Here is an 11,905-nt window from a genome sequence, read left to right as displayed (position 1 = left end):
CCTGCATCGATCGGCGGCGCGCCGAGAGCGTTGAGGGGCTCGACTCGGGGCAAGGCGTTCGCCGGACGGTCGCCGCCGCGGTTGAAGCGACGGCGCCGCCGGCGCCCCGAGGAAACGTACTTACGCCACTGCCCGGGTCAGCTGCCGACCGTGAGCTGGATGTTGCCGATACGCCCCATCCCGTCGAAGGAGACAACAGCCGCACCGGTCGGCAGATCGGCGATCAGCCGGTCGCCCTCCACGCGCTGCGGCACCCCGTAGTGCTCGAAGTACCCCGTGACGGCCTGCCGCGGCGAACGCCCGATGAGCGAGACCCCGGTCATGAGCACGCGCGGCAGGGCGACCGGATCGAGCTCGGCGCTCGGGACCTTCGGGTCGTCGGGCAGGAAGTACACCTGTGTGCCGGGCCCTGCGGGCTGCCCGATGTACCCGGGGGCGTCGGTCACCCCCATCCCCGCGAAGGCCAGCATCTCGGCGGCCCGCCGCGGATCGTCGAAACCGGACAGATCGATTTCCTCGGCGGTGAACTCGGGAATCCCGTGCGCCTGCCCGTACCGTGCCACGGCAGCGGACAACGCCACGGCCTCACTCCCGCCGAGCCCCGGATTTGCCCAGCCCCACAGCCAGGAACCCCCCTCCATGTCGTATGTCCCAAGGACACCGACCCGTAGCCGCACCTCCCCCTGCTGGTAGGAACACGTCGCCAGGTCCGCGTTCCACGGTGCCTCGGGCAGGAACTCCATGAGTGTCTCGAGCTGAGCGGCGCCCCAGACGGAGTGCCGTTCCGCCTCAAGGAGGAACTGGTCGCTGAATCCGTTTGCCATGATCACGAGCGTAGAGGGCAAGCCACGACGAGGGAGAGCCCGGGGCCCAACTCCTGAACGTTTGCGCCTGCGTTGGAACAGTCCGTCCAGATGCCCCACCGGCATGGTCACCTGGCCTCGCACCGGCCCGACGCCGGGCCGGTCGCGACCGTCCGCAGCTGCCCGGCAGACCACGGCAGCGGCTTGTTCGTTCATCCGTCGGGACCCGTCGAGCCGGCGACCCGGCGGGTATCACGGGGCGTTCCGGCCGCTCCCGTCCGTCTCGGCCCGGCGCGGGGAGCCGCGTCCGTCCATGATCCGCAGCAGATACGTGTCCATGATCCAGCCGTGCCGCTCGCGCGCCTCCGCGCGGACCTGCCGGATGCGGTCGGAGACCTCGTGGAGCGGCCCTGCGACGAGGAGTTCGTCCGGGGTGCCGAGGTAGGCACCCCAGTAGATCCACACGTCGTCGTCGCCCGCGACCTGGGTGAACGACTCGTGGGCGTCGAGCATGACGACGATGTCTCCGTCGTCGTTCTGGCCGACTTCGGCGAGGCGGCGGGCCGGGGTGATGTGCACCGGGCGGCCCACCTGGTTGAGCGGGATGCGGTGACGGGCGGTCAGGGAGGCGACGCTCGTGATGCCGGGGATCACCTCGACGCCCACGAGGAGCGCGCCGCGGTCCTCGATGTCCCCGAGGATGCCGAGCGTGCTGTCGTACAGGGACGGGTCGCCCCAGACGAGGAAGGCCCCTGTCTCGCCGGCCGTCATCTCCTCGCGCATCGCCCTCTCGAAGATCTCGCCACGCCGCTCGCGCCAGTCCTGGACCGCCGCCGTGTAGTCCGAGCGGCCCATCGCGCCCCGGTCGCGGCTGGGGTCCTCGACCTCCACCACACGGTAGGAACCCTCTGCGTGCTCCTCGATCATCCGGTGGCGCAGGTCGGTCAGGGACGCCTTGTGAGGTCCCTTGCCGACGATGAAGAAGACGTCGGCGCGCCGTATCGCCTTCACGGCCTGAAGGGTCAGGTGGTCGGGATCGCCGGCCCCGATGCCGATGACGAGGATCGCGCGCTGCTGCGTACTCATGTGGACAGTCTTCCAGGGGCCTCTCCCATGCGCCTCGGCGCCCGACCCCGGTTTCCTCGTCCACCTGGTCACTACGTACGATCACCAGGTCAAAGCCGCGGCAGGAGCCAGGAAGCCGGTGCGAATCCGGCACGGTCCCGCCACTGTGACCGCGCACGTCCCACGGGGCGTCCGCGGAAGTCAGGTCACTGACCTGCCGCGGGCCCGATCCGAGGAGCGCGGACTCCGCAGGAGGCTTCCCATGCATGACGGTCACAGCCGTCCCCATTTCTTGTTCTTCCCCTCGCACACGGCGTCCGCAGCCTCACGCGGGCGCGGTCCGGCGCGCCTCGCCGCGGCCGTCACCGCGCTGTCGGCGATCCTGCTGACGGCCGGCTGCGGCTCCTCCGGCACCGCCGCCGGCTCCCCAAAGGAAAGTGCCTCGACGGCGAAGGGCTTCCCCGTCACCATCGACAACTGCGGTGTCAGGACGACGTACACGAAGCCGCCGTCCCGCGCGGTGACCATCCACCAGCATCCGGCCGAGCTGATGCTCTCGCTCGGGCTCAAGGACCGGATGGCCGGTACGTCGTACCCCGACTCGGCGGTCCTGCCCGCGCTGCGCGAGGACTTCGCGTCGATCCCGCAGCTGTCGAAGCAGGCGCCGTCGTTCGAGAAGGTCCTCGACACCGATCCCGACTTCGTCTACGGCGGGTACGCCAGCGCGTTCGCGGAGAAGGAGGGGCGCTCGCGCGAGGCGTTCGAGGACGCGGGCATCGACACCTACCTCAACCGGGAGAACTGCGCCGGGAAGAAGGGGGTGACCATGCAGGACACGTACACCGAGATACGCACGATCGGCAAGATCTTCGGCGTCCCCGACCGCGCGTCCGCCCTTGTCTCCGAGTTGCGCACCCGGGTCGACAGGGCGAGCGCGGCCGTGAAGGACGCGCGTGACGTATCGGTGTTCGTCTACGACAGCGGCGACAAGTCCGCCTTCACGGCCGGCGGCAAGGGCCTGGGCAACGAACTGATCAGGCTGGCCGGCGGCAAGAACGTCTTCTCCGACCTGGACGACGTGTTCGGCGACGTCTCCTGGGAACAGGTCGTCGACCGCAAGCCGGATGTGATCGCCATCTACGACTACGCGGGGACCGGCGTCGCCCAGAAGAAGAAGTTCCTGCTTTCCCAGCCCGCACTCGCCGACGTGCCCGCGATCAAGAACAAGCGTTTCGTGGTGCTGCCGCTGACCGACACCCTCGTCGGCGTCCGCTCGGCGGACGCGGTGGGCGACCTGGCGCGCGGGCTGCACCCGGACAACTTCAAGTGACCGCGTTCACCACGGGCGCCGAGAGCACCGCTGTGGTGAAGCCGCGCCGCCGGGCCGCGTTCGCCGTCACCCTGGTCGCGCTCACCGTGCTCCTGGCCGCCTGCCTGACCGCGGGACTCGCCGTCGGCTCGGTGCGCATACCGCCCGGCCAGGTGTGGGGCATCGTGACGCACGCGCTCGGCGCCGACTGGACGGAGCCCACCTGGACCCGGGCACGGGAGACGATCGTCCTCGACGTGCGCGGGCCCCGCGTCCTGCTCGGCGCGGTCACCGGCGCGGGCCTCGCCGTCGTCGGAACGGCGCTGCAGGCGCTGGTGCGCAACCCGCTTGCCGAGCCGTACCTCCTCGGGGTGTCCTCCGGTGCCTCGCTCGGCGCGGTCGCGGTGATCGTGTTCGGGGTGAGCCTCTTCGGCACGGTGTCCCTGCCGGCGGCCGCGTTCACGGGGGCGCTGGGCGCGCTCGTGCTCGTCTACGCCGCCGCCCGCACCGGCGGCCGCATCACCTCGCTGCGGCTCATCCTGGCCGGGGTCGCGGTGGCGTCGGTGCTCAGCGCACTGCTGAACCTGCTGCTCCTGACGACGGACAACGGCAACGAGGCGCGCACCGTCCTCGCCTGGACGCTGGGCGGTCTGGGCGGTGTGTCCTGGAGTTCGCTCTGGCTGCCGGGTCCGGCGCTGCTGCTCGGCATCGCCGTCCTCATGGTGCAGTCCCCGAACCTGAACCTGCTGCTCGCCGGGGAGGAGGCCGCCGCCACCATGGGCCTGGACGTCGCACGGTTCCGGGCCCGGATGTTCGTGCTCGTCTCGCTGGTCACCGGTGTGCTGGTCGCCGCCGCCGGACCGATCGGATTCGTCGGCCTGATGCTGCCGCACGTCGTGCGGCTGCTCGTCGGCGGCGACCACCGGCGTGTGCTGCCGGCCGCCGCGCTGGGGGGTGCGTCGTTCCTGGTCCTGGCCGACATCGCGGCGCGAACCGTGGCGGCACCGCAGGAGATCCCGGTCGGCGTGCTCACCGCCCTGTGCGGAGGGCCGTTCTTCCTGTGGCTGATGCGGCGCGACGCGCGCAAGAAGGCGGGAGGCGCGGCATGACGGCGGCCGAACTGCGCGTCGAGGGCGTCACACTCACGGCCGGCACCCTGCGGCTGGTCCACGACGTCACGCTCACGGCCCGTCCCGGCGAGACCATCGGCCTCGTCGGCCCGAACGGCAGTGGCAAGTCGAGCCTGCTGCGCGCCGTCTACCGCGTCCTGCGCCCGGAGGACGGAACGGTCCGCGTCGACGGCTCCGACGCCTGGACCCTGCCCCCACGCCGGCTCGCGCGCACACTGGCCGCGGTGGTGCAGGACACCCCGTCCGGCCTCGATCTGAATGTGCGGGAAGTCGTCGCGATGGGCCGGACCCCGCACAAGCGGCTCCTGTCGGGCGACACGGCCGAGGACGCCGCCACGATCGAGACGGCGCTCGCCTCGGTCGACGCCGTCACCCTGGCCGACCGCCCCTTCGACCATCTCTCCGGCGGCGAGCGGCAACGGGTGCTGATCGCCCGTGCCCTGGCCCAGGAGCCGTCGCTGCTCGTCCTGGACGAACCGACCAACCACCTGGACATCCGCCATCAGTTGGAGATCCTGACCGCGCTGCGCCGACTGCCCGCGACGGTTCTCGTCGCCCTGCACGACCTCAACCTGGCCGCGTACTACTGCGATCGCCTGTACGTTCTGCGCGACGGCGGTGTCGTCGCGTCCGGACCGCCGCACGAGGTGCTCACTCCGCGCCTGCTCGCGGAGGTCTACGAGGTGACGGCCGAGGTCGCGGTGCATCCCCGCACGGGCCGCCCCCAGGTGACGTTCCTGCCGGCGGACGGGCCGTTGCCCGGCGCGGAGAGGTGACCTCCGGTCCGGTGCCTGGTCTCGCGACCGGGCCCGGTCACCGGGCCAGGCAGCAGTCCCCGCACTTCGAGCCGTTCGGCGCCCGGTAGTACAGGCAGCAACTGCGGCGGCGGAAGGTCAGCTCGGGGCCGGTGATCCGGCCGGTCCCGGGCAGCCGTCCGGTCTCCAGGAGTTCCCGTGTCAGCTCGGTGAGCGGCGCCCGCAGGCCGGGCCGGGACCTCAGCAGCTGCGCCGCGGAGCCGGCCAGCGCGGAAGCGGAGTTCCCCGCGAGCAGCCGGGGCGCCATCTTGACGGGCAGGTGGCTCTCGACGCGCTGGAGGACGCCGTCGGTCTGCGCGGTTACGGCGTCCGCCGGTGACGACCCGGACCGGGGGACACGGCTGCCCCGCGGCCCGGCCAGCCGAAGGGCTGAGCCGTCGCCGGCCCATTCCACGGTGGTCATCACCGGCACGATCCCGTGGACCAGGGCGCAGGCGAGGACCGGCGACCACAGGCGTGCCGCGAGTCCGAGGTGGGCGATGGAGACGCCGATACGGGTTTCGGCAGTGCCGTAGCGTTCGTTGACGGTCCTGGCCCGCGCCGCGAAACCCTCCCGGGTGAGACGCTCCTCACCGGAGCCGGAGCCGGAGCCGGACGCGAGCCCCCGGACCGTATCGAGGGCGAAGAAGCCTCCCAGCCGCGCGACGTCCCGCAACGCCTCGACGATCTCGTCCGCCGGTACGTCGTCCATCGGTACGTCGTCCGCCGTGCCCCGGCCGCCGTTCATGAGGCCGCTGTCCCGACGCGGCGGGGCGCGGCGATCACATAGAGGTCCAGGATCTCGGGGCGGGCCGCGACACCCGGCCCGCCGGCCCGCACCCATTCCACTATGTCCTCAGTCGCTGCCGGGTCATTGACCAGCCCGAGCCAGACCGGGCGGGCGCCTGCCGCCCGTCCGGCCGCCGAGGGCTGCACGACGACGACGTTGGCCTGATCGCACACGTCCAGGCACTCGGAGATCCGCACCGGGGCGATCTCCCGCAACCGCGCGGTCTGCGCCGCGTGATCGGCGTCGACCTTCACGGTCCCGCAGCAGCAGTCGCGGCACACCACCACCCGGCACGGGACCGCCCGGTCCGCTGTCGGTTCGTTCTCGTCGGCGGGCTGTTCAAGCATGCCGCGTCCTCCCTCTCGCCGGGGAGTTCCGCCCCGGAGGTACGTCGAGGGGGCGACAGCGTGAGTCTCTGGCTCTCGGGTGAGCGCTCGCCCCGGCGCCCCCGCCCGCGTGGGGCAGTGGCACATCGGGATCCGCTCGCCGATCACAGTGGCGGTACCGCACCGGATTCACACCGGTTTCCTCGGAGCGCTGCCGCCCAAGTCACCAGCCATGATGCCACCCACTCCTCACCGGAGGGACGTCGCCGGCGGAACAGTCATCGCCCGCCCAGCCGTCGTTTCCGGCTGCGGATGCGCTCCGGCGCCGGCGAGGGGCGATCCGCGCCACGCGCTGCAAGCCGGTTCAGGAGGCCGACGAGATCGCGTGGTCGGCGGCCCACGGGGCGAGGACGCGCAGCCGGTCGTAGGTGGGTGATCCGGCCTCGGCGGTCCATACGACGAGCTGCTGGCCGGGGTCGGTGGCGGCGGTGAGGGTGTCCCAGTCCAGTGACAGCTGCCCGGCGACGGGATGGTCAAGGGTCTCGGGCAGGCCCACGGCGCGGGGGGTCAGCTCGGAGCGGCGTGCCTTGAGGAACTCTCCCGGCTCGTTCAGATGCGGCGATGGGCTCATGCCTCCAGTCTGGCAGTGAACGCACCAGCAGTGAGGGGGAGGAATTCTTCCCAGGATGTCCTTCTCCCGGGAAGACATTCCCCTCTGCACGCGCGCCGGCAGGCGTGGCAGCGTGGAATTCGGTACGACAGCACGTCACCGAAGGAGAAGGACAACGAGCTGCCCGAGAACGGGCTACCCGAGGACGACTGCGCGAGGACGAGCTGAGCGAGGCCATCACCCACCTGGCCTCCTACGCCGGACGGCCCAACGCCGTGGACACCGGATCCAGCCCGCCGAGGCGTTCCGGAGCAGGCACAACACCATCAGGATGACGGAGGCAGCCGATATGACCGACCACGGATTCGAGCAGATGTTTCCGCTCGGAGAGACCAACGACGCCTACGCCGAGAACTTCATCGGGCAGAGCTACCTGGCGCTCCTGGCCGGCGGAAGCGTGCCGGTCAGCAACGTGTCGTTCGAGCCGGGCTGCCGCAACAACTGGCACATCCACCACGGCACGGGCGGCGGCGGTGATCAGGTCCTGCTGTGCACGGCCGGCAGCGGCTGGTACCAGGCAAAGGGGCAGGACCCGGTCGGCATGGAGCCGGGCACCGCGATCCGCGTCCCGGCGGGCACCAAACACTGGCACGGCGCGAAGGCCGACTCGTGGTTCTCCCACGTCGCCTTCATCACGCCGGGAGAAGACGTCAGCAACGAGTGGCTGGAGCCCGTCACCGACGAGGTGTACGGCCGACTGCCGAAGAGCGGAGAGAACGCATGAGCATCCTGACCGAGACCTACACCCTGTCCAACGGCGTCGGGATACCGAAGCTCGGCCTGGGCACGTGGTTCATCGACGACGACAAGGCATCCGACGCCGTGCGCGCGGCGATCGGGACCGGCTACCGCAACATCGACACCGCTCAGGCATACGGCAATGAGCACGGGGTCGGGGAGGGCATCCGCACCAGCGGCGTCGCTCGCGAAGACCTGTTCGTATCCACGAAGCTGGCGGCGGACATCAAGGACTTCGACCCGGCGGTCGCCGCGATCGACGCATCACTGGCGACGCTGGACATCGGCTACATCGACCTGATGCTGATCCACGCCCCGCAGCCGTGGGACGACTTCCGTGGCGGCGACTACGCCGAGGGCAACCGCCAGGCGTGGCGCGCACTGGAGGAGGCCCACAGGGCGGGCAGGATCCGCGCCATCGGAGTCTCGAACTTCCTCCGCTCCGACCTGGAGAACATTCTCGCCCACGGGACCGTGGCACCGCACGTGAACCAGGTACTCCTGCACGCCGGAAACACCCCGGCCGAGCTGCTGACCTTCTGCGAGGAGCGGAACATCCTCGTACAGGCGTACTCGCCGATCGCGCACGGCACGCTCCTCCGCAGCCGCCGGATCACCGCGATCGCCGAGAAGTACGCGGTCGGCGTCCCGCAGCTGTGCATCCGCTACGCCCTGCAACTGGGCACCCAGCCGCTGCCGAAGACGGCGAATCCCGAGCACATGCGCTCCAACGCCGATGTCGACTTCGAGATCTCCGAAGCGGACATGACCACGCTGCGCACGCTCGACGAGCGGGACTACGGCGAGCACGCAGCCTTCCCCGTCTACAGCGGCAAGTAACCCGCGTCCGAGGCGGCACCGCACTGCGAGAACCGTGCCGCCCACGTCTCAAGGGGAAGCCGCAGCCCGTTGGTGACGTAGGAGACCGTGCGGTGGAAGCCGCAGAGCATCAGAATCTCCAGGCAGGGGGGCGGTCAGGCTTCAGGGTCTACTTCGGGGTGCGTGAACCGTACGGGCTTGCCCAGCGACCGGGCGTAGGCGATTTCCGCTCGGGTGCTGTCTCCGATGTAGTCGCCGACTACGAGCACCTCATCAGCGAGCCGGATCTTCGCCCGGTGCAGATCATCGAGTCGAACCTTCAGCGCCTCGGCCTCGACCGGATCAGCCCAGAGTCCGTGCGGCGACTTCATGTCACAGCCCGGTTTGACGACGATCCTTCCGTCTGTCGTCTCCCTCAGATCCGCCTCGGCCATCTCGGTCATGAACCGGGTGGAACCGCAGATCACGACAACAGGCGGAAGGCTCAGCAGCCTCTTCGCGTCAGCGAGCCTCTCCTCGGGGGTGAGCGGCTGCGGGTTCGGCACTGGTTCCTCCTGGTGGTGTGACCCAAGGGGTGTCTGCGGAGACGAGCCCAAGATCGTTTCGCGACGAGCTACGCAGACACCCTGGCGCCGGCACCGCACTTTACTGGCTCGCCCCCGATGTCCCGCGACTCCCGCTCGGCCGCATCCGGCTCCGCTGGGAGCCCGCTGCCCCGCGCTTCGGCGTAGGCCGCAGCAGACTTGAGCGATGCAGTCGGGCTCTCACCGTCGCCGGATAAAGCGTATAGGCACACCCTTGGCGTCCGGTGGCAACTGCGGATCTGCTCTACGCGCCGGTCCACCTGGGAGCGACGTACGGCAGCTACGAGTGCGTACGGGTTGGGGACGGAACTGGCCGCGTTGTCGACCCCTCGCACACGCTCGGGGCGTACCTCGCTCATCCAGTTCCACATGGTGCGGGCATTGCTCTGGCGCATTGCTGGCCTCGGCTTCGTCGGAGGTCGTCGTGCTGCAAGCGCTCCCACGAAGGGCTACCGACATGCAGCAGACGGGAATGGCAACCATGAGTGTCGGCCGGTGACCCAGTGCACTCGATCCGCAGACATCATGACAGCGCAAGACCTATCGTGGAAGCTCTTATAAGCAATTGCTTGAGACGATTTTCTCTGCAAACTTTACTGCCCCGCAAGATAGTTCTGCGAATCAGCCGAACGTTGCATGTGTCAGGAGAAGCTGCGTTGCGCAACTCGAACGTTCACCGTCAGACCGGGTCCAAGATTCGGGAGGGTGCGGGATGATCGAAGTGGCCGAATCGGCCTTCGAAGCAGCAACGCCTGCTCTATGTCGGCTCCAACTGGGCGTTGAGCTACGTCAGCTGCGGCTGCAGAAGAAGATGACCGGCGCAGAGGTATGCCGCCATCTGTCCTGGGCCGGCTCGAAGTTGACTCGGCTGGAGACGGCGGACAGCGGATCAGTTGAGCCGGCCGACGTCATAGCGCTGTGCCACATCTACGGGGCAGCACCCGAGAAGCAGCGAGTCCTGGCTGGGTACGCCACAGTCACGAAGACGAAGAAGGACTGGTGGCAATCCCCCGAAGTGCGTGACGTCATCCAGCCGGGCTTCAAGGCGTACCTCGGCCTGGAGGCCACCGCCGAGAAGATGGGATGCTACGAGGCCGAGTTCGTTCCTGGACTGCTTCAGACCGAACCGTACGTCCGAGCCATCCACCAGAGGGCCCACGCGGGTCTTCCCAGCGACCAGATCGACCGCCTGGTCGCGGTACGCATGACTCGGCAGGAGGTTTTGCATCGCAAGGTTGACCCTCTCGACTTTGTGGCGATCATCAACGAGGCGGTCCTGCGACGCGTGGTCGCCGACCGCTCGGTGATGAAGGGGCAGCTGGAGCACATCATGGAGATCGCCAGCTCCCTGCCCAACGTCAAGGTGCAGGTCGTACCGTTCAGCTTGGGCTATCACCCCGGCATGAACGGTCCCTTCATTCTGCTGCGGTTTGGGCCGCCAGTCCCCAACCTCCGACCGATGGTGTACCTCGAGAACTTGGTCGGCGCCGGCGTCTCGCGTCGCGATGATGACGTGAAGAAGTACGAGACGGCATTCAGTGAACTTCAAGCACTTGCTCCGGGCTATCAGGAGTCTCTGAGCATGATCCACCGCGTAAGCAAGGAGATTTGATGCAGACCAGGGCCGATGATCTTGGGGTCAGCTGGTTCCGATCGAGCTACAGCAACGACCAGGGAGGCGCATGCGTGGAAGGCGGCCGTCTACCCAATGGGCAGATGGCCATCCGGGACTCCAAGGTCCCCCACGGTGCGGCCGTCGTGTTCCCGGCCGCCAGCTGGAGCCAGTTCATCAGTGGCGTGAGCGGGGAGCGCTTTATCGCGTCATAGCCCGAGTGTTCAGGGGTCTTCTCTCCGCCACGGCAGTGGCGGAGAGAAGACCCCTCATTCGTACGCACCTCGCTCGTGTGCACAGCCCCGCCGAGTCTCCGCGCACGAGTCCATCAGCACAGCTCCCGCCGCGCCCGTGGGCCGCAATTGACCGTTGACTTGTGCCATCTGGTGGGCCCGGTCACCTTGAGCTGGCCTCCGGGTCAACGACCGGTCTGTGCGGTCCGTCCGGCGCCGGCAAGTCCACTGTGCTGCGCGCTCTGGTCGACCTCCTGCCTCACGGGCTCCGTCGCCAGGGCGAGGTACGGATCCTCGACCGTCCCGTCCAGCACGGCAAGGGCGACGCCGGCCTGCGCAGCATCGCCGTCCTGGTGCCACAAACCCCCGTGGTCTTCGGCGGCAGCATCCTGGACAACACTCTCTTCGGCCTCCGCCACCTGGTGCGGGCGTCCCGGACGGAGCTGCGCGACCGCGTCGAGCAGGCACTGCGTGAGGCGGGCCTGTGGGGAGAGGTTTCCGACCGACTTGACACGTCCGCCCAGACCCTGTCCAACGGCCAGCGCCTGTGCCTGGCCCGTGCCTTGGCCCTTGAGACAGCGGCTCTCCTGCTCGACGAGCCGACCAGCCCCCTGGACGAGCGGAGCCGCGACACCGTCGAGGAGTCCGTGGCGGCACTGCGGGGCAACCGGAGGTTCTTGCTCGTCTCCCACGACCTCGCACAGATGGAGCGGCTCTGCGACCGTACGGTCCGCATATTGATCCGAAACGCTTTGGGTTCAGGCTCGTTGACAGCATGTGAGTGATCTGGCGGGGGATGCGCGGACCTGGTCTCCAGATGCGCAGGAGGCTGTGCGTCTGCTGGCGGTGTCCGCGCTGGTGGAGGGCAGGGACCGGGCGGAGGTCGCGACCTTGTTCAAGGTGTCGGTCCGAGCCGTGGACAACTGGTGGGCGAGGTGGCGGGCGGGGGGACGGGACGCGCTGCTGTCCCGTCCGCGGGGCCGACGCACAGGTGACCATCAGGTTCTGTCCGAGGCCGAGCAGGCCGCCGTG

General features: G+C 69.2%; 14 protein-coding genes, 1 pseudogene and 2 riboswitches. Of the genes and pseudogenes, 9 read left to right on the top strand and 6 right to left on the bottom strand.

What is annotated here, in order from left to right:
• Positions 1 to 137: 137 nt before the first annotated feature.
• Both B082_RS0111855 and cobF read right to left on the bottom strand, forming a co-directional pair.
• Positions 138 to 824, bottom strand: coding sequence for a DUF6882 domain-containing protein (locus B082_RS0111855; RefSeq protein WP_037710003.1), 687 nt, complete (start codon positions 822 to 824; stop codon positions 138 to 140).
• 231 nt (positions 825 to 1,055) lie between these two features.
• Positions 1,056 to 1,889 (bottom strand): precorrin-6A synthase (deacetylating), encoded by an 834-nt coding sequence (gene cobF / locus B082_RS36015; protein WP_018552013.1) that lies wholly within the window; start codon positions 1,887 to 1,889, stop codon positions 1,056 to 1,058.
• Positions 1,890 to 1,958: 69 nt separating this feature from the next.
• Positions 1,959 to 2,101, top strand: a riboswitch (cobalamin riboswitch).
• 29 nt (positions 2,102 to 2,130) lie between these two features.
• Here cobF and B082_RS0111845 point away from each other — a divergent pair.
• Genes B082_RS0111845 through B082_RS0111835 form a run of 3 tightly spaced genes read left to right on the top strand, consistent with a single transcriptional unit; the run spans position 2,131 to position 5,083 of the window.
• Positions 2,131 to 3,198, top strand: coding sequence for an ABC transporter substrate-binding protein (locus tag B082_RS0111845; protein ID WP_018552012.1), 1,068 nt, complete (start codon positions 2,131 to 2,133; stop codon positions 3,196 to 3,198).
• The gene (locus B082_RS0111840) at positions 3,195 to 4,286 is read left to right on the top strand and encodes a FecCD family ABC transporter permease (RefSeq protein WP_018552011.1); all 1,092 of its coding nucleotides are present in this window, start codon (positions 3,195 to 3,197) and stop codon (positions 4,284 to 4,286) included. The genes B082_RS0111845 and B082_RS0111840 overlap by 4 nt, the downstream gene beginning before the upstream one ends.
• The gene (locus B082_RS0111835; RefSeq protein ID WP_018552010.1) at positions 4,283 to 5,083 is read left to right on the top strand and encodes an ABC transporter ATP-binding protein; all 801 of its coding nucleotides are present in this window, start codon (positions 4,283 to 4,285) and stop codon (positions 5,081 to 5,083) included. Before B082_RS0111840 ends, B082_RS0111835 begins: the two co-directional genes overlap by 4 nt.
• 37 nt (positions 5,084 to 5,120) lie before the next feature.
• Here B082_RS0111835 and B082_RS0111830 read toward each other — a convergent pair whose 3' ends face one another.
• From B082_RS0111830 to B082_RS0111820, 3 genes and pseudogenes are all read right to left on the bottom strand, one after another.
• Positions 5,121 to 5,849: a (2Fe-2S)-binding protein gene (locus tag B082_RS0111830; protein ID WP_018552009.1), complete on the bottom strand. Its 729-nt coding sequence runs from the start codon at positions 5,847 to 5,849 to the stop codon at positions 5,121 to 5,123.
• On the bottom strand, positions 5,846 to 6,238 hold the full coding sequence (locus tag B082_RS0111825; protein ID WP_018552008.1) for a hypothetical protein: 393 nt from the start codon (positions 6,236 to 6,238) through the stop codon (positions 5,846 to 5,848). The genes B082_RS0111830 and B082_RS0111825 overlap by 4 nt, the downstream gene beginning before the upstream one ends.
• A gap of 62 nt (positions 6,239 to 6,300) precedes the next feature.
• A riboswitch (cobalamin riboswitch) is annotated at positions 6,301 to 6,422 on the bottom strand.
• 159 nt (positions 6,423 to 6,581) lie between these two features.
• Positions 6,582 to 6,761 (bottom strand): annotated as a pseudogene (locus B082_RS0111820) (transcriptional regulator); the annotation flags it as partial.
• A gap of 415 nt (positions 6,762 to 7,176) precedes the next feature.
• Here B082_RS0111820 and B082_RS0111815 point away from each other — a divergent pair.
• Together B082_RS0111815 and B082_RS0111810 are read left to right on the top strand one after the other, a co-directional pair.
• Complete coding sequence (locus B082_RS0111815) at positions 7,177 to 7,611, top strand: cupin domain-containing protein (RefSeq protein ID WP_018552006.1); 435 nt, start codon at positions 7,177 to 7,179, stop codon at positions 7,609 to 7,611.
• Positions 7,608 to 8,465 carry an aldo/keto reductase gene (locus B082_RS0111810; protein ID WP_018552005.1) on the top strand — a complete coding sequence of 286 codons (858 nt, stop codon included), beginning with the start codon at positions 7,608 to 7,610 and terminating at the stop codon, positions 8,463 to 8,465. The genes B082_RS0111815 and B082_RS0111810 overlap by 4 nt, the downstream gene beginning before the upstream one ends.
• 134 nt (positions 8,466 to 8,599) lie before the next feature.
• Here B082_RS0111810 and B082_RS0111800 read toward each other — a convergent pair whose 3' ends face one another.
• A complete protein-coding gene (locus tag B082_RS0111800) occupies positions 8,600 to 8,989 on the bottom strand; it encodes a hypothetical protein (RefSeq protein ID WP_018552003.1) in 390 nt (129 codons plus the stop codon).
• A gap of 751 nt (positions 8,990 to 9,740) precedes the next feature.
• Here B082_RS0111800 and B082_RS0111795 point away from each other — a divergent pair.
• The 4 genes from B082_RS0111795 to B082_RS0111780 form a co-directional block, all read left to right on the top strand.
• Positions 9,741 to 10,640: a helix-turn-helix domain-containing protein gene (locus B082_RS0111795; protein WP_018552002.1), complete on the top strand. Its 900-nt coding sequence runs from the start codon at positions 9,741 to 9,743 to the stop codon at positions 10,638 to 10,640.
• Positions 10,640 to 10,855 carry a DUF397 domain-containing protein gene (locus tag B082_RS0111790; protein WP_018552001.1) on the top strand — a complete coding sequence of 72 codons (216 nt, stop codon included), beginning with the start codon at positions 10,640 to 10,642 and terminating at the stop codon, positions 10,853 to 10,855. The genes B082_RS0111795 and B082_RS0111790 overlap by 1 nt, the downstream gene beginning before the upstream one ends.
• Before the next feature lie 161 nt (positions 10,856 to 11,016).
• Entirely contained in the window at positions 11,017 to 11,658 is a 642-nt protein-coding gene (locus B082_RS0111785) for an ATP-binding cassette domain-containing protein (RefSeq protein WP_051094608.1), read from the top strand.
• 46 nt (positions 11,659 to 11,704) lie between these two features.
• Positions 11,705 to 11,905 (top strand): helix-turn-helix domain-containing protein (locus B082_RS0111780; RefSeq protein ID WP_018551999.1); only part of this gene is annotated, 201 nt, incomplete at its 3' end.

The sequence above is a fragment of the Streptomyces sp. ATexAB-D23 genome, from assembly GCF_000373645.1.
Lineage (GTDB): Bacteria > Actinomycetota > Actinomycetes > Streptomycetales > Streptomycetaceae > Streptomyces > Streptomyces castrisilvae.
Note: the sequence above shows the minus strand (reverse complement) of the source record. Positions and strands in the feature narration are given on the sequence as shown.